The following is a 15,676-nucleotide window of genomic DNA, read 5'->3' as shown; positions in this document are numbered from 1 at the left end:
ATACTATGAGTCTGAATTTCCTTGATTTCGAACAGCCGATTGCCGAGCTGGAAGCGAAAATCGATTCTCTGACGTCAGTAAGTCGTCAGGATGAAAAACTGGATATTAACATCGATGAAGAAGTGCATCGTCTGCGTGAAAAAAGCGTAGAGCTGACGCGCAAAATCTTTGCCGATCTTGGTGCATGGCAAGTCGCTCAGTTGGCACGCCATCCGCTGCGTCCATACACCCTGGATTATGTCCGCCTCGCATTTGATGAATTCGACGAGCTGGCTGGCGACCGTGCTTATGCGGACGACAAAGCCATCGTCGGTGGTATCGCTCGCCTTGACGGTCGCCCGGTGATGATCATCGGCCACCAGAAAGGACGTGAAACCAAAGAAAAAATTCGCCGTAATTTTGGTATGCCGGCACCGGAAGGGTATCGCAAAGCGCTGCGCCTGATGGAAATGGCTGAACGTTTCAATATGCCGATCATTACCTTTATCGACACCCCAGGCGCATACCCTGGCGTGGGCGCGGAAGAGCGTGGTCAGTCTGAGGCGATCGCGCGTAACCTGCGTGAAATGTCCCGTCTGAGCGTACCGGTCATTTGTACCGTTATCGGTGAAGGCGGTTCTGGCGGTGCGCTGGCCATTGGCGTGGGTGACAAAGTGAATATGCTGCAATACAGCACCTATTCGGTTATCTCGCCGGAAGGCTGTGCGTCCATTCTGTGGAAAAGCGCAGACAAGGCACCATTGGCTGCCGACGCAATGGGTATCATTGCACCGCGTCTGAAAGAGTTGAAACTGATCGACTCGATCATTCCGGAACCGTTAGGTGGCGCACACCGTAACCCGGAAGCCATCGCGGCCTCTCTGAAAGCGCAGTTGATTGCAGATCTGGCGGATCTGGACGTGCTGAGCAAAGACGATCTGCGTAATCGCCGTTACCAGCGTCTGATGAGCTACGGTTACGCCTGATAAGCATTGAAAGATCATTCTGAAAAGCCACACAGTGTTGTGGCTTTTTTTATACCCCCTGTTTACCTCAGCTATGATTAACTTAGGTTTTTTTCAGGAGGTAACCGTGAATATTATTGCCATCATGGGGCCGCACGGCGTCTTTTACAAAGATGAGCCGATCAAGGAGCTTGAGAAGGCGCTCCAGGCGCAAGGGTTTCAGATAATCTGGCCACAAAACAGCAGCGACCTGCTGAAATTCATCGAACACAATCCGCGTATCTGCGGCGTCATTTTCGACTGGGACGAGTACACGCTCGATTTATGCAGCGATATCAACCAGCTTAACGAATATCTTCCCCTTTATGCCTTTATTAACACCCATTCGACGCTGGATGTCAGCGCACAAGATATGCGGATGGCGCTGTGGTTTTTTGAATATGCCCTGGGGATGGCCGATGACATTGCAACACGTATCGGGCAGTACACAAAAGAGTATCTCGATAACATCACGCCGCCCTTTACCAAAGCGCTCTTTACCTATGTGAAAGAAGGAAAATACACCTTCTGCACGCCAGGCCACATGGCGGGTACGGCCTACCTGAAAAGCCCGGTTGGCTGCCTGTTTTATGATTTCTTCGGCGGCAACACACTAAAAGCGGATGTGTCTATCTCGGTCACTGAACTGGGCTCGCTTCTGGACCATAGCGGGCCGCATCTGGAAGCCGAGGAGTATATCGCCCGCACCTTTGGCGCTGAGCAAAGTTATATGGTCACCAACGGCACCTCCACCTCCAATAAAATTGTGGGTATGTACGCCGCACCGGTGGGTAGTACGCTGCTGATTGATCGCAATTGCCACAAGTCACTGGCCCATCTGTTAATGATGAGCGACGTTACGCCGCTGTGGTTAAAACCGGGACGTAACGCGCTGGGGATTCTGGGTGGTATTCCGCGCCGGGAATTCACTCATGCCAGCATTGAACAAAAGATTGCTGCAACCGCAGGTGCAACCTGGCCGGTGCATGCGGTAATCACCAATTCCACTTACGATGGGCTGCTATACAACACTGACTGGATTAAAAAAACGCTGGATGTGCCTTCTATTCATTTCGATTCCGCCTGGGTGCCGTACACCAACTTTCATCCCATTTATGCCGGGAAGAGCGGCATGAGCGGTGAGCGGGTACCAGGGAAAGTGATTTTCGAAACGCAATCGACGCACAAAATGCTGGCGGCGTTTTCGCAGGCCTCGCTTATCCATGTGAAAGGTGAGTATGACGAAGATACCTTTAACGAAGCCTTTATGATGCACACCTCTACCTCGCCAAGCTATCCGCTGGTGGCCTCCATTGAGACCGCGGCGGCAATGTTGCGCGGTAACCCCGGTAAACGGCTGATTAACCGTTCGGTTGAGCGCGCTTTGCATTTCCGCAAAGAGGTGCAGCGGTTAAAAGATGAAGCCGATGGCTGGTTCTTTGATATCTGGCAGCCCGAGGAGATCAATGAGGCCGATTGCTGGCCGGTAGCGCCGGGAGAAAGCTGGCACGGCTTCCGCGATGCTGACGAAGACCACATGTTCCTCGACCCGGTCAAGGTGACTATTCTGACGCCGGGTATGGATGAACAAGGCAATATGAGTGAAGAGGGGATCCCGGCGGCGCTGGTGGCGAAGTTTCTTGATGAGCGCGGCGTGGTAGTTGAAAAAACGGGTCCTTACAATCTGTTGTTCCTGTTCAGTATCGGGATCGACAAAACCCGTGCCATGGGCCTGCTGCGTGGGTTAATGGAGTTCAAGCGTGCCTACGATCTCAATTTACGCGTGAAGAACATGCTGCCGGATCTGTATGCCGAAGATCCCGACTTCTACCGCAATATGCGGATCCAGGATCTTGCGCAGGGCATCCATAAATTGATCCGCCAGCACGATCTGCCGCAACTGATGCTGCGGGCGTTTGATGTGTTGCCGGAAATGAAGCTGACTCCGCATCAGGCGTGGCAGCAGCAAATCCGTGGAGATGTTGAAACTATTGAACTGGAAAGGCTTACGGGACGTATCTCCGCCAATATGATCTTACCTTACCCACCGGGCGTGCCGTTACTGATGCCAGGGGAGATGATCACCGAAGCGAGCCGCTCGGTTTTGGATTTCCTGTTAATGCTCTGTGCGATAGGGCGGCACTATCCGGGTTTTGAAACGGATATCCATGGCGCGAAGCGGGGAGAAGATGGCGTCTATTGGGTACGTGTCTTAAAAAGACCGTAGCCTCTTGCGGGTTACCTGTCACAACGGTAACGTGCGCAAAGACAAAAGGAGACATTATGCTGGGTTTAAAACAGGTACATCACATCGCCATCATCGCAACGGATTATGTAAAGAGTAAAGCGTTCTATTGCGATATCCTGGGTTTTACGCTGCAAAGCGAAGTTTATCGTGAAGAGCGTGACTCCTGGAAAGGAGACCTGGCGCTGAATGGCCAGTATGTCATTGAGTTGTTTTCGTTTCCCTTTCCGCCCGCACGTCCGAGTGGGCCGGAAGCCTGCGGATTACGTCATCTGGCCTTTAGCGTTGTGGATATCGATCAGGCGGTTGCTCACCTGCAAGCGCACAATGTCTCGTGCGAAGCGATTCGTGTTGACCCTTACACCGGTAAGCGCTTTACCTTTTTTAAAGATCCTGACAATCTTCCGCTGGAACTCTATCAGCAGTAAGCCTTGCCAGTCACAGGAATGCCCGGTAACGTGCCGGGCATGATTTCCGTTTCGGTTAATGCCATGATCATGCCCTTACTTTCTCGCTTTCCTGCCCATCAACGCCAGTTTTTGGTGGCGTTTAGCGGCGGGCTCGATTCGACAGTACTGTTGCACCGTCTGGTGCAGTGGCGTCATCAGCAGCCGGACATTTCCCTGCGCGCGATTCATATTCACCACGGATTAAGCCCCAATGCGGATGCCTGGGCTGCTCATTGTCAGCAGGTCTGCGATGGCTGGCTGGTACCGCTTGTTGTTCATCGGGTACAACTGGTGGATGAAGGCAATGGAATTGAAGCGCAGGCGAGAAAAGCCCGTTATGCCGCCTTTACTCAAGCGTTAGTCCCCGGAGAATTGCTGCTCACCGCCCAGCATCTTGACGACCAGTGCGAAACGTTTTTACTGGCGCTTAAACGGGGGAGTGGTCCGGCCGGTCTTGCGGGTATGCCGGAAACGCTGCCGTTTGCCGACACTATGCTCCTCAGACCGTTGTTGAACGAAACACGTGAAGCCCTTCTTCGCTGGGCTCAGCAGCATGGCTTGTCATGGATTGAAGACGAGAGTAATGCTGATGATGCCTATGACCGCAACTTCCTGCGTTTACGCGTTCTGCCTGCATTGAATGCCCGCTGGCCGCATTTTGCCGATGCGGTCGCCCGGAGTGCGGCCTTGTGCGGCGAGCAGGAGCAATTGCTGGATGAACTGCTGGCAGACGAGCTTGCGGCGGCGACACACCGTGACGGTGGGTTGTCGATTGCGGCGCTGGAAACGTTAAGTGCGGCACGGCGTGCCGCTATCTTACGACGTTGGCTTTCCGCGCAGCAGGCGCCGATGCCTTCCCGGGAAATGTTGCTACGGGTCTGGCAAGAGGTGGCGTTAGCCAGAGAGGATGCAGTGCCATGCTTGCGCCTTGGCGATCATGATATCCGCCGTTATCAGGGTTATTTGTGGTGGGTTAAGGCGCTTGCGGGTCAGCGCGAAAAAGTTCTGCAATGGACGGATCCTTTTTTGCCGCTGACGTTGCCGGATGGGCTTGGCGTTCTGCGGCTTGTGCCGGGCGAGGAGCTGCGTCCACCGGGCGCTGACGAAGTGGTATCGGTACGCTTTCAGGCGACGGGAACTTTGCACATCCAGGGGCGTAACGGTGGCCGTAAACTTAAAAAGATCTGGCAGGAGTTGGGCGTGGCACCCTGGCGTCGGGATACAACACCACTACTGTTTTACGGTGAGTCGCTGATTGCTGCGGCAGGCGTGTTTGTCACGCAGGAGGGCAAAGCAGAAAATGGGCAGCCTGGCGTACGGCTAATGTGGCAGAAGTAACGGGCAGTCAGCGCTGCCCGAAAGTGCTGTCAGGATTCGCTCACCACGACGGTGCCGATTTCCGGATGACTAAAGCTGGCAATTTTGTCGAGACGCAGTTCGCGCGTTGTTCCTGCAATTTCAACAACCAAATATTCCACATTTTTGCGAGATACTAAATCGCTGGCCTTTGCCTGCAAAGTTTCGCCATCTTTGAGCTCGAGCGTCAGTAGGAGATGATGCTGACAGGCGAGTTCCAGGTTGTCATAGTCGTCGCAATTGATGGGTTGATAGGTATCATTCATTGACATAATCGCTCACCAGTAAGTTCGCGGCAGCATACGCCGCCTTTTCCCTGACCGACTCTGAAACGGCATCGTCCGAAGCCACTTCATTCAAAACTTTCAATACGCACCCCAACGCATCCGGGATATACCCTAAGTCTCCGCTGGCAATTTCCGCATACCGCTGGCGTATTAACTCACAATAATTTCCCACACGTCCTCCTGTCAGCACCCTGGCTTTACTGTGAGATACCATTAAGCCTACGAAGATTAACTCTGTTTAGCAAGGTGACTATACCATACCCGACGGGTCATTATCAGAGTGATGAATTAACCGCAGATTAAGAGATAACAGCACGTTATATCTTTATTCGCTACAATAGCCGCTGTTATGCAAAGGAGGCGGTATGGCGCTCAAAGCAACCATTTATAAAGCTACTGTGAATGTGGCGGATTTAGACCGGAATCAATTTCTCGATGCCACATTGACGCTTGCCCGTCATCCTTCCGAGACGCAGGAGCGCATGATGCTGCGCCTGTTGGCATGGATTAAATTCGCCGATGAACGGCTACAGTTCACCCGTGGGCTGTGTGCGGATGACGAGCCCGAAGTGTGGCTGCGCAACGATCATCTGGGTATCGATCTGTGGATCGAACTCGGATTGCCGGACGAACGGCGCATCAAGAAAGCCTGTTCGCAGTCGAAAGAGGTGGCGCTATTCACCTATAACTCGCGTGCGGCACAAATCTGGTGGCAGCAGAACCAGAGCAAACTCGCTGGATTTAAAAATCTGAGTATCTGGTACCTGGATGATGAGCAACTGGCGATGCTGAGTGGGCTGGCGGAGCGGACAATGTCACTGCAGGCTACTCTCCAGGAAGGAACTATCTGGCTGAGCGACACTCAAACCAATCTGGAAATCCACCTGGCAACCTGGCAACAGCACGCATGATTGAGATATCCCGCCAGGTCAGCATTCCTGATGAAGAATTGGAGATTACGGCGATTCGCGCGCAAGGGGCGGGCGGGCAGCATGTAAATAAAGCCTCTACGGCGATCCATCTGCGTTTTGATATTCGTGCATCCAGTTTGCCCGAGTTTTATAAAGAGAAGCTGCTGGCAGCGACACATCATCTCTTAACGGCCGACGGGGTCGTTATCATCAAGGCGCAGGAGTACCGCAGCCAGGATATGAATCGCGAAGCGGCGATTGCCCGGCTGGTGGCGTTAATCAGGGAACTGACGGTGGTGCAAAAAAGCCGTCGGGCCACCCGTCCAACACGGGCATCGAAAGAGCGGCGTCTGGCAGGAAAAGCGCAAAAATCTTCTGTAAAAGCGCTACGAGGGAAGGTTCGTCGCCCACAGGAGTGACGGACGAGATAAGAACTGTTCATAAGGAAGAAAGAGTGAATAAAGCGATTGTATCTTTAGCTGTGGCAATGACACTCTTTGCGCTGATGGGGTGCAACAATCGGGGAGAGGTGGAAACCGTCTCCCCCGTGCGAGCTGAAAAGCTCAAGCCAATGCAACAGAGCTGGCGCGGTATTCTGCCGTGCGCAGATTGTGAAGGCATCGAAACCTCACTGTTCCTTGAAAAAGATGGCACCTGGGTGATGAATCAGGGCTATCAGGGTGGCAAAGCGCCATCAAATTTTGCCTCTTACGGGCAATGGGCACGCACTGCGGACAAGCTGGTGCTGACAGATGCAAGTGGCGAGAAACTTTACTTCCGCGCGAAAGGCAGTGCGCTGGAAATGCTGGATCGTGAAGGGAACCCGATTCGCTCACAGCTAAATTATGTCTTGCAGCCTGTCACGGCGGCCTTACCGACAACGCCGATGGCGATGCGTGGCATGTATTCGCGTACTGGTGGTATGGCAGAGTTCGCTGATTGTATGACGGGCAAACGGATTGCGGTCAGCAATGATGTGCGGCTCGAACAGCAATATAAAGCAGCGGCAGGTCAGGCTTCGCAGCCGGTATTGCTGGAGGTGGAAGGACATTTCGCGCTACAGCCGAAAACGGATAACGGTGCGATGGAAAAGACGCTGGTGGCGGATAAAAACGCGAAATTTATAGCCGGAAAAGATTGTAATCACCAATAAAAAAAGCCTCGCATTTGCGAGGCTTTTTACTGTTAGCCCTTGATGGCGCTGACAAGGTAATTAAGGATATCACCCGTCTTGATCATCTGTTTTTCGCCAGTGCGACGGTATTTGTATTCGATATCGTCGTTGTCGAGGTTACGGTCGCCCAGCACGATGGTGTGCGGAATACCGATCAGCTCCATATCAGCGAACATCACACCCGGACGCTCTTTACGGTCGTCCATCAGCACGTCGATACCCTGTGCGCGCAGTTCGTTATAGAGCTTCTCTGCCAGTTCCTGAACACGGTAAGATTTGTGCATGTTCATGGGCAGAATGGCCACCTGGAACGGTGCAATCGCTTCTGGCCATACAATACCGCGGTCATCGAAGTTCTGTTCAATCGCCGCAGCCACAACACGCGTTACCCCGATACCGTAGCAGCCCATGGTCAGGATCTGGTTACGACCATCTTCACCCTGAACGGACGCTTTCAGCGCTTCAGAGTATTTGGTACCTAGCTGGAAAATGTGACCCACTTCGATACCGCGTTTGATCAGAAGCGTCCCCTGACCGTCCGGGCTTGGGTCGCCGGCAACCACGTTACGGATATCGGCGATTTCCGGGGTTGCTACATCACGGTCCCAGTTGATACCGAAGTAGTGCTTACCATCAATGTTAGCGCCAGCGGCAAAATCGCTCATTGCCGCAACGGTACGGTCGATAACGACAGGAATCGGCATGTTTACCGGCCCCAGCGAACCCGGACCCGCATTTACCACGGCGCGAATTTCAGCTTCGGTCGCGAAAGTCAGCGGGCTGGCAACCTGCGCCAGTTTTTCGGCTTTTACTTCGTTCAGTTCGTGATCGCCACGTACCAGCAGGGCGACCAGCGGGTAGCTGCTTCCTTCAACCGCTTTGACCAGCAGGGTCTTAACGGTTTTCTCAATCGGCAGGTTGAACTGTTCAACCAGCTCGGCGATGGTTTTCGCGTTCGGCGTATCAACCAGCGTCATCTCCTGAGTTGCCGCCGCACGCGGTGCTTTCGGCGCCACAGCTTCTGCCAGTTCGATGTTGGCGGCATAGTCAGAGGTATCAGAGAAAACGATGTCATCTTCACCGCTTTGCGCCAGTACCTGGAACTCATGAGACGCGCTACCACCGATAGAGCCGGTATCTGCCTGAACCGGGCGGAACTCCAGCCCGATGCGGGTAAAGATTTTGCTGTAGGCGGCATACATCGCGTCGTAGGTTTCCTGCAGCGATTCCTGAGAAGTATGGAAAGAGTAGGCATCTTTCATCAGGAATTCACGGGAACGCATCACGCCGAAACGCGGACGTACTTCGTCACGGAACTTGGTCTGGATCTGGAAGAAATTCAGCGGTAGCTGTTTGTAAGAGCTGAGCTCGTTACGAATCAGATCGGTGATCACTTCTTCGTGAGTCGGGCCGAGTACGAACGGACGCTCGCCACGGTCAGAAATACGCAGCAGTTCCGGGCCGTACTGCTCCCAACGACCACTCTCTTGCCACAGTTCAGAAGGCTGAACGACCGGCATTAACACCTCAATCGCACCGGCGTTGTTCATCTCTTCACGCACGATGTTTTCGACTTTTTTCAGGACGCGCACGCCGGTCGGCAGCCAGGTATACAACCCGGAGGCCAGCTTGCGAATCATCCCGGCGCGCAACATCAACTGATGGCTGATGACTTCGGCGTCGGCAGGTGTCTCCTTCAGAGTGGAGAGCAGGTATTGGCTAGTACGCATGTTGTTACGGTTCCATTTGGACGATTGGAACAGACTCAAAAGGAGCCTGATTCAAAAAAAGTGATTCAGTTTACCAGCGAGAAAGAGATGCCAAAAGTAGAGGGAGGATAAATTAACGGCCTTCCAGCGCAAACACTTCAAAACCTGCAGTGGTCACGCGCCAGCGCACGTTGAAATCCAGCAACAAGACCGCGTACGTTTTCCCCATTTCCTCATCTTTACGGTATGCCGGGCGCGGGTCCTGCGCCAGGACGTCAATAATAAACGATCTTAGCTGCGGGTAACGCTTTTCTAACTGTGGAAATGCCGCTTCGAGCTCCGGCGTGAAGCACACCGCCATCTCCGCGACGGGGGCCTGCTGCGCATAACTGGCGCTGGCATGCGGCAGAGCCTCAGCAAAGGGTAAATAGGGTTTGATATCCACGACGGGCGTGCCGTCGACGAGATCAAGACTGCCCAGTTGCAAAATGACACGCTCTTTCTCGCAGTGAATGCCTTTAAGCTCCACCAAAGACATGCCAATCGGATTAGGACGGAAGGTTGAACGCGTGGCAAAAACCCCCATCCGCGCATTCCCCCCGAGCCGGGGAGGGCGTACCGTAGGACGCCAGCCGCCAGCCATCGTCTGGTGGAAAATGAACACAATCCAGAGATGGCTGAACGCCTCAAGCCCGCGTACGGCTTCGGCCTGATTATAGGGAGGCAGCAGATGCAGTTCGCCGCCTCCATGTTTAACCAGACCAGGCTGGCGGGGAACGGCAAACTTTTCTTTATAGGGGGAGCGGATGACGCCTATCTGCTCGATGGCAAATGTGGTCATTTCGCCGTGACGTTCAGCGCTGAACCTACGCATACAGCCTGACGGTAGCAACCCGGCGTGCCGCTGGTGATTTCACAGCTGTGGAGCAGAACCGCATTCGCTTTCATTTTTGATGCGTTGATTTGCATGCGCTTACGGGCGGTCGGGATGTTCGGTGGGGAATCCTGATTGGTTGCCTGGCAAGAGTCACCGGTCACTTCACCTAAATCACGGAACGGTTTACCCACCAAATCTTCAGCATTGGTAATGATTCGAACCGGCGTCGGACGCGGCGGTTTCGGTTTTGCTGGTTCTGTTTTAGGCGGGGTTGCTGTGCTTTGAACAGGTTCGACAGGAGATCTGCTTAGCATTGAACAGCCGCTCAGCATGAGTGCTAAAAAACAGATCGGTAAAGCACGCATAATATATCCTCAAAAAATGATCTTAACGCCGCTTATTGAATCAGGAGCTTGCACAAATGACAAGACGGGCATGAGCCCGTCCTGAAGGATATTGCTGACGGGCCGGATTACCAGCCTTTCACCGCACCGCCATTGAAGACTTTGTTCGCTGCTTCGTAGACTTCGTCAGACTGATAGGCCTGAACGAATTTCTTCACGTTTTCTGCGTCTTTGTTGTCTTCGCGGGTAACGATCAGGTTAACGTACGGAGAGTCTTTATCTTCGACAAAGATACCATCTTTTGCTGGCGTCAGATTGATCTGGCTGGCGTAGGTGGTGTTAATAACGGCCAGCGCGATTTGTGCATCGTCCAGCGAGCGCGGCAGTTGTGGGGCTTCCAGCTCAACAATTTTCAGGTTTTTCGGGTTCTCTGTAATATCCAGAGCGGTTGGCAGCAGGCCAACACCATCTTTCAGTTTGATCAGGCCCTGTTTCTGCAACAGCAGCAGGGAACGGCCGAGGTTAGTCGGATCGTTCGGTACAGCGACCTGAGCGCCTTCCTGCAATTCATTGATAGATTTAATTTTTTTGGAGTAGCCTGCGATCGGGTAAACAAAGGTATTGCCAACAGCAACCAGTTTATAGCCACGATCTTTGATCTGCTGATCCAGGTACGGTTTGTGCTGGAAGGCGTTCGCATCGATGTCGCCTTTGCTCAGCGCTTCGTTCGGCAGAACGTAGTCATTAAAGGTTACCAGCTCAACGTCCAGACCGTATTTCTCTTTCGCGACTTTCTGTGCAACTTCGGCAACCTGCTGTTCAGCACCGACGATGACGCCGACTTTAATGTGGTTCGGATTCTTTTCGTCCTGACCACAACCTACCAGAGCCAGAGAACCAATCAGGGCACCCACTGCCGCAAAGGTCTTGAATTTAAAAGCCATGTGTTTTTTCCTTTCTTTCAGAGTCGTTGTGTTGTGAGCAACGTTATTTATGCGTAACAGAGCGAACGATACGATCGCCTGCAAACTGAATTAAGTAAACCAGAATCACCAGCAGTGCCAGGACGGTATTCATCACAATGGCGTTATAGCCAATATAACCGTACTGGTAGCCAATCTGCCCCAGACCGCCTGCGCCCACGGCTCCACCCATTGCGGAATAACCCACCAGGGTAATCAGGGTAATTGTTGCTGCATTGACCAGACCCGGCAGTGCTTCCGGCAGTAGTACCTTACGGATGATCTGCATCGGGGTTGCGCCCATTGCACGGGAGGCTTCAATCAGGCCGGTTGGGATTTCCAACAGGGCGTTTTCCACCATACGGGCAATAAAAGGTGCTGCACCGACGGTCAGAGGCACAATCGCTGCCTGCAGGCCGATGGAAGTCCCCACGATAATACGGGTGAACGGGATCATCCAGACCAGTAAGATAATGAACGGGATCGAACGGAAAATATTCACCAGCGCCGAAATGGTACGGTAGAGTTTTGCATTCTCCGAAATTTGTCCAGGACGCGAGACATACAGCAGCACGCCAACCGGAAGACCCAGCACAAAGCCGAAGAAACCGGATACGAAGGTCATTGCCAGCGTTTCCCAGACGCCACGCGCCAGTAACCACATCATTGCCTCAGACATAACCCAGCACCTCTACTTTCACATGGTGTTCCTTAAGCCAGGCAATAGCGGCTTGCGTATCCTGCGGCTCGCCGTGCATTTCTGTCAGCATAATGCCGAATTTCACGCCACCGGCGTAATCCATCTGCGCACTGATAATATTGTTGTTCACGTTATAGCGGCGTGCGGTCTCAGAAAGCAGGGGGGCATCGACCGATTGACCGGTGAATTCCATGCGTAACATCGGCACGCTACCTGCCAGTGGCTGATCTTTCAGGCGCTGCTGGTAATCCTCAGGGATATCCAGGTGCAACGTTGACTGAATAAACTGCTGTGCCAGCGGCGTTTTGGGATGAGAGAACACTTCACTTACAGTGTCCTGTTCGATCAGTTCACCATTACTGATAACGGCAACGCAGTCGCAAATGCGTTTTACGACATCCATTTCGTGGGTAATGAGCAGAATCGTCAGGCCCAGACGACGGTTGATGTCTTTCAATAACTCCAGAATGGAACGCGTAGTTGCCGGGTCCAGTGCGCTGGTGGCTTCATCGCACAGCAGTACTTTCGGGTTGCTCGCCAGTGCGCGGGCAATGGCCACACGCTGCTTTTGACCACCGGACAGATTCGCCGGATAGCTGTCGTGTTTGTCGCCCAGTCCAACCAGATCCAGCAATTCTTTGACGCGACGGTTAATCTCTTCGCGCGGCGTGTTATCCAGCTCAAGTGGCAATGCGACGTTACCAAACACGGTGCGGGAAGAGAGTAAATTAAAGTGCTGGAAGATCATGCCAATCTGGCGGCGAGCTTTAGTGAGTTGTGCTTCTGAAAGGGCTGTCAGCTCCTGGCCGTCAACCTGGACGCTGCCCTGGGACGGGCGCTCAAGCAGGTTAACGCAGCGAATAAGCGTACTTTTACCGGCGCCAGAGGCACCAATGACGCCATAAATTTGCCCGGCAGGAACATGCAGGCTGACATTGTTCAACGCCTGAATGGTGCGAGTTCCCTGCTGGAATACTTTGGTTATATTGGAAAGTTTAATCATCAGATTATTTTTATCGTATGAGAGTTAGCCGTGGCATTTTGTTCTGCCTGTTACGGGTGATGACCGTAAACAAGGCGGATGTTAAGGCATCCAGACGTCTAAATCAATCGAACCCTGCGCGATGAGCACTTTCCTGTGCGGTGAAACATGAGATACTACGCCCACATGCCTTTTTCAGGAGCAACCCGGTGGCAAAATCAGTACCCGCAATTTTCCTCGACCGTGATGGCACTATTAATGTCGACCACGGTTATGTGCACGAAATTGATAACTTCGAATTTATAGACGGTGTCATTGACGCCATGCGCGAACTGAAAGCCATGGGCTTCGCGCTGGTGGTGGTGACCAATCAGTCCGGTATCGCGCGCGGTAAATTCACCGAAGCGCAATTTGAAACGCTCACCGAATGGATGGACTGGTCGCTGGCCGATCGCGATGTCGAGCTGGATGGTATCTACTATTGCCCGCACCACCCTCAGGGGACGGTAGAAGAGTTCCGCCAGGTGTGTGACTGCCGTAAGCCACATCCGGGCATGCTCATTTCTGCTCGAGACTATCTGCACATTGATATGTCTGCTTCTTATATGGTGGGTGACAAACTCGAAGATATGCAGGCGGCTACCGCTGCTGATGTGGGAACGAAAGTATTGGTGCGTACCGGCAAGCCCGTTACACCAGAGGCGGAAAATGCGGCAGATTGGGTGATTAATAGCCTTGCGGACCTACCTGCGGCTATCAAAAAGCAACAAAAGTAACCGTTATGATGAAAAGATGAGCGGTTGAAATAAAAATGCATTTTTTCGCTTGTCATTCATCGTGGGCTGCCTATAATGCGCCTCCATCGACACGGCGGATGTGAATCACTTCACACAAACAGCCGGGTCGGTTGAAGAGAAAAATCCTGAAATAACGGGTTGACTCTGAAAGAGGAAAGCGTAATATACGCCACCTCGCAACGGTGAGCGAAAGCCGCGTTGCACTGCTCTTTAACAATTTATCAGACAATCTGTGTGGGCACTCAAAGTGACATGGATTCTTAATGTCTTCGGACACTAAATGAATACCAAGTCTCATAGAGTGAACACGTAATTCATTACGAAGTTTAATTCTACGAGCATCAAACTTTTAAATTGAAGAGTTTGATCATGGCTCAGATTGAACGCTGGCGGCAGGCCTAACACATGCAAGTCGAACGGTAGCACAGAGAGCTTGCTCTCGGGTGACGAGTGGCGGACGGGTGAGTAATGTCTGGGAAACTGCCCGATGGAGGGGGATAACTACTGGAAACGGTAGCTAATACCGCATAATGTCGCAAGACCAAAGAGGGGGACCTTCGGGCCTCTTGCCATCGGATGTGCCCAGATGGGATTAGCTTGTTGGTGAGGTAATGGCTCACCAAGGCGACGATCCCTAGCTGGTCTGAGAGGATGACCAGCCACACTGGAACTGAGACACGGTCCAGACTCCTACGGGAGGCAGCAGTGGGGAATATTGCACAATGGGCGCAAGCCTGATGCAGCCATGCCGCGTGTGTGAAGAAGGCCTTCGGGTTGTAAAGCACTTTCAGCGGGGAGGAAGGCAATACGGTTAATAACCGTGTTGATTGACGTTACCCGCAGAAGAAGCACCGGCTAACTCCGTGCCAGCAGCCGCGGTAATACGGAGGGTGCAAGCGTTAATCGGAATTACTGGGCGTAAAGCGCACGCAGGCGGTCTGTCAAGTCGGATGTGAAATCCCCGGGCTCAACCTGGGAACTGCATTCGAAACTGGCAGGCTTGAGTCTTGTAGAGGGGGGTAGAATTCCAGGTGTAGCGGTGAAATGCGTAGAGATCTGGAGGAATACCGGTGGCGAAGGCGGCCCCCTGGACAAAGACTGACGCTCAGGTGCGAAAGCGTGGGGAGCAAACAGGATTAGATACCCTGGTAGTCCACGCCGTAAACGATGTCGACTTGGAGGTTGTGCCCTTGAGGCGTGGCTTCCGGAGCTAACGCGTTAAGTCGACCGCCTGGGGAGTACGGCCGCAAGGTTAAAACTCAAATGAATTGACGGGGGCCCGCACAAGCGGTGGAGCATGTGGTTTAATTCGATGCAACGCGAAGAACCTTACCTGGTCTTGACATCCACGGAATTTGGCAGAGATGCCTTAGTGCCTTCGGGAACCGTGAGACAGGTGCTGCATGGCTGTCGTCAGCTCGTGTTGTGAAATGTTGGGTTAAGTCCCGCAACGAGCGCAACCCTTATCCTTTGTTGCCAGCGGTCCGGCCGGGAACTCAAAGGAGACTGCCAGTGATAAACTGGAGGAAGGTGGGGATGACGTCAAGTCATCATGGCCCTTACGACCAGGGCTACACACGTGCTACAATGGCATATACAAAGAGAAGCGACCTCGCGAGAGCAAGCGGACCTCATAAAGTATGTCGTAGTCCGGATTGGAGTCTGCAACTCGACTCCATGAAGTCGGAATCGCTAGTAATCGTGGATCAGAATGCCACGGTGAATACGTTCCCGGGCCTTGTACACACCGCCCGTCACACCATGGGAGTGGGTTGCAAAAGAAGTAGGTAGCTTAACCTTCGGGAGGGCGCTTACCACTTTGTGATTCATGACTGGGGTGAAGTCGTAACAAGGTAACCGTAGGGGAACCTGCGGTTGGATCACCTCCTTACCTTAAAGA

At 53.0% G+C, this 15,676-nt stretch carries 16 protein-coding genes and 1 rRNA gene; 9 read left to right on the top strand and 8 right to left on the bottom strand.

Going from position 1 to position 15,676, the window contains the following annotated elements; all coding sequences use genetic code 11:
• Positions 1–5 precede the first annotated feature (5 nt).
• The 4 genes from accA (at position 6) to tilS (ending at position 5,015) form a co-directional block, all read left to right on the top strand.
• Entirely contained in the window at positions 6–965 is a 960-nt protein-coding gene (gene accA / locus C5523_RS22460; protein WP_039078446.1) for an acetyl-CoA carboxylase carboxyl transferase subunit alpha, read from the top strand.
• A gap of 106 nt (positions 966–1,071) precedes the next feature.
• Positions 1,072–3,210, top strand: coding sequence for a lysine decarboxylase LdcC (locus C5523_RS22455; protein ID WP_039078447.1), 2,139 nt, complete (start codon positions 1,072–1,074; stop codon positions 3,208–3,210).
• 56 nt (positions 3,211–3,266) lie between these two features.
• Positions 3,267–3,656: a VOC family protein gene (locus C5523_RS22450; protein WP_039078448.1), complete on the top strand. Its 390-nt coding sequence runs from the start codon at positions 3,267–3,269 to the stop codon at positions 3,654–3,656.
• A gap of 69 nt (positions 3,657–3,725) precedes the next feature.
• On the top strand, positions 3,726–5,015 hold the full coding sequence (tilS, locus tag C5523_RS22445; protein WP_071193696.1) for a tRNA lysidine(34) synthetase TilS: 1,290 nt from the start codon (positions 3,726–3,728) through the stop codon (positions 5,013–5,015).
• 29 nt (positions 5,016–5,044) lie between these two features.
• On the opposite strand, the gene rof is transcribed toward tilS, so the two are convergent.
• Both rof and C5523_RS22435 read right to left on the bottom strand, forming a co-directional pair.
• Complete coding sequence (gene rof / locus C5523_RS22440; RefSeq protein ID WP_039078449.1) at positions 5,045–5,305, bottom strand: Rho-binding antiterminator; 261 nt, start codon at positions 5,303–5,305, stop codon at positions 5,045–5,047.
• Positions 5,292–5,492 carry a YaeP family protein gene (locus C5523_RS22435; RefSeq protein WP_039078450.1) on the bottom strand — a complete coding sequence of 67 codons (201 nt, stop codon included), beginning with the start codon at positions 5,490–5,492 and terminating at the stop codon, positions 5,292–5,294. The genes rof and C5523_RS22435 overlap by 14 nt, the downstream gene beginning before the upstream one ends.
• A 193-nt stretch (positions 5,493–5,685) precedes the next feature.
• On the opposite strand from C5523_RS22435, the gene C5523_RS22430 reads away from it, so the two are divergent.
• Genes C5523_RS22430 through nlpE form a run of 3 tightly spaced genes read left to right on the top strand, consistent with a single transcriptional unit; the run spans position 5,686 to position 7,384 of the window.
• A complete protein-coding gene (locus C5523_RS22430) occupies positions 5,686–6,231 on the top strand; it encodes a YaeQ family protein (RefSeq protein ID WP_079497214.1) in 546 nt (181 codons plus the stop codon).
• Complete coding sequence (gene arfB / locus C5523_RS22425; protein ID WP_039078452.1) at positions 6,228–6,650, top strand: alternative ribosome rescue aminoacyl-tRNA hydrolase ArfB; 423 nt, start codon at positions 6,228–6,230, stop codon at positions 6,648–6,650. Before C5523_RS22430 ends, arfB begins: the two co-directional genes overlap by 4 nt.
• A gap of 35 nt (positions 6,651–6,685) precedes the next feature.
• Positions 6,686–7,384, top strand: a complete 699-nt coding sequence (nlpE, locus tag C5523_RS22420; protein WP_108702004.1) for an envelope stress response activation lipoprotein NlpE — start codon at positions 6,686–6,688, stop codon at positions 7,382–7,384.
• A 32-nt stretch (positions 7,385–7,416) separates the two neighbouring features.
• On the opposite strand, the gene proS is transcribed toward nlpE, so the two are convergent.
• The 6 genes from proS to metN form a co-directional block, all read right to left on the bottom strand.
• Complete coding sequence (gene proS, locus C5523_RS22415) at positions 7,417–9,135, bottom strand: proline--tRNA ligase (protein ID WP_079497212.1); 1,719 nt, start codon at positions 9,133–9,135, stop codon at positions 7,417–7,419.
• A gap of 112 nt (positions 9,136–9,247) precedes the next feature.
• On the bottom strand, positions 9,248–9,955 hold the full coding sequence (tsaA, locus tag C5523_RS22410) for a tRNA (N6-threonylcarbamoyladenosine(37)-N6)-methyltransferase TrmO (RefSeq protein ID WP_108702003.1): 708 nt from the start codon (positions 9,953–9,955) through the stop codon (positions 9,248–9,250).
• Entirely contained in the window at positions 9,952–10,356 is a 405-nt protein-coding gene (gene rcsF, locus C5523_RS22405; protein ID WP_039078456.1) for an Rcs stress response system protein RcsF, read from the bottom strand. Before rcsF ends, tsaA begins: the two co-directional genes overlap by 4 nt.
• A gap of 107 nt (positions 10,357–10,463) precedes the next feature.
• The gene (gene metQ, locus C5523_RS22400) at positions 10,464–11,279 is read right to left on the bottom strand and encodes a methionine ABC transporter substrate-binding lipoprotein MetQ (protein ID WP_108702002.1); all 816 of its coding nucleotides are present in this window, start codon (positions 11,277–11,279) and stop codon (positions 10,464–10,466) included.
• Positions 11,280–11,322: 43 nt separating this feature from the next.
• Positions 11,323–11,976: a methionine ABC transporter permease MetI gene (locus C5523_RS22395; RefSeq protein WP_039078458.1), complete on the bottom strand. Its 654-nt coding sequence runs from the start codon at positions 11,974–11,976 to the stop codon at positions 11,323–11,325.
• A complete protein-coding gene (gene metN / locus C5523_RS22390; RefSeq protein WP_039078459.1) occupies positions 11,969–13,000 on the bottom strand; it encodes a methionine ABC transporter ATP-binding protein MetN in 1,032 nt (343 codons plus the stop codon). Before metN ends, C5523_RS22395 begins: the two co-directional genes overlap by 8 nt.
• Before the next feature lie 188 nt (positions 13,001–13,188).
• Here metN and gmhB point away from each other — a divergent pair, with 188 nt between their 5' ends.
• Positions 13,189–13,755, top strand: coding sequence for a D-glycero-beta-D-manno-heptose 1,7-bisphosphate 7-phosphatase (gene gmhB / locus C5523_RS22385; protein ID WP_039078460.1), 567 nt, complete (start codon positions 13,189–13,191; stop codon positions 13,753–13,755).
• A 372-nt stretch (positions 13,756–14,127) separates the two neighbouring features.
• Positions 14,128–15,667: ribosomal RNA gene (locus C5523_RS22375) — 16S ribosomal RNA — on the top strand.
• Positions 15,668–15,676: the final 9 nt, after the last annotated feature.

The sequence above is a fragment of the Phytobacter sp. SCO41 genome (assembly GCF_003073275.1).
In the GTDB taxonomy this organism is placed as follows: Bacteria; Pseudomonadota; Gammaproteobacteria; order Enterobacterales; family Enterobacteriaceae; genus Phytobacter; species Phytobacter diazotrophicus.
This window is presented reverse-complemented; position numbering and strand designations above follow the sequence as displayed.

Bases quoted from the DNA above. Each gene is read 5' to 3' on its own strand.
- rof (WP_039078449.1), bottom strand. From the start codon at position 5,305: ATGTCAATGAATGATACCTATCAACCCATCAATTGCGACGACTATGAC.
- tsaA (WP_108702003.1), bottom strand. From the start codon at position 9,955: ATGACCACATTTGCCATCGAGCAGATAGGCGTCATCCGCTCCCCCTAT.
- metN (WP_039078459.1), bottom strand. From the start codon at position 13,000: ATGATTAAACTTTCCAATATAACCAAAGTATTCCAGCAGGGAACTCGC.
- metQ (WP_108702002.1), bottom strand. From the start codon at position 11,279: ATGGCTTTTAAATTCAAGACCTTTGCGGCAGTGGGTGCCCTGATTGGT.
- proS (WP_079497212.1), bottom strand. From the start codon at position 9,135: ATGCGTACTAGCCAATACCTGCTCTCCACTCTGAAGGAGACACCTGCC.
- tilS (WP_071193696.1), top strand. From the start codon at position 3,726: ATGCCCTTACTTTCTCGCTTTCCTGCCCATCAACGCCAGTTTTTGGTG.
- C5523_RS22450 (WP_039078448.1), top strand. From the start codon at position 3,267: ATGCTGGGTTTAAAACAGGTACATCACATCGCCATCATCGCAACGGAT.
- C5523_RS22430 (WP_079497214.1), top strand. From the start codon at position 5,686: ATGGCGCTCAAAGCAACCATTTATAAAGCTACTGTGAATGTGGCGGAT.
- C5523_RS22395 (WP_039078458.1), bottom strand. From the start codon at position 11,976: ATGTCTGAGGCAATGATGTGGTTACTGGCGCGTGGCGTCTGGGAAACG.
- accA (WP_039078446.1), top strand. From the start codon at position 6: ATGAGTCTGAATTTCCTTGATTTCGAACAGCCGATTGCCGAGCTGGAA.
- arfB (WP_039078452.1), top strand. From the start codon at position 6,228: ATGATTGAGATATCCCGCCAGGTCAGCATTCCTGATGAAGAATTGGAG.
- rcsF (WP_039078456.1), bottom strand. From the start codon at position 10,356: ATGCGTGCTTTACCGATCTGTTTTTTAGCACTCATGCTGAGCGGCTGT.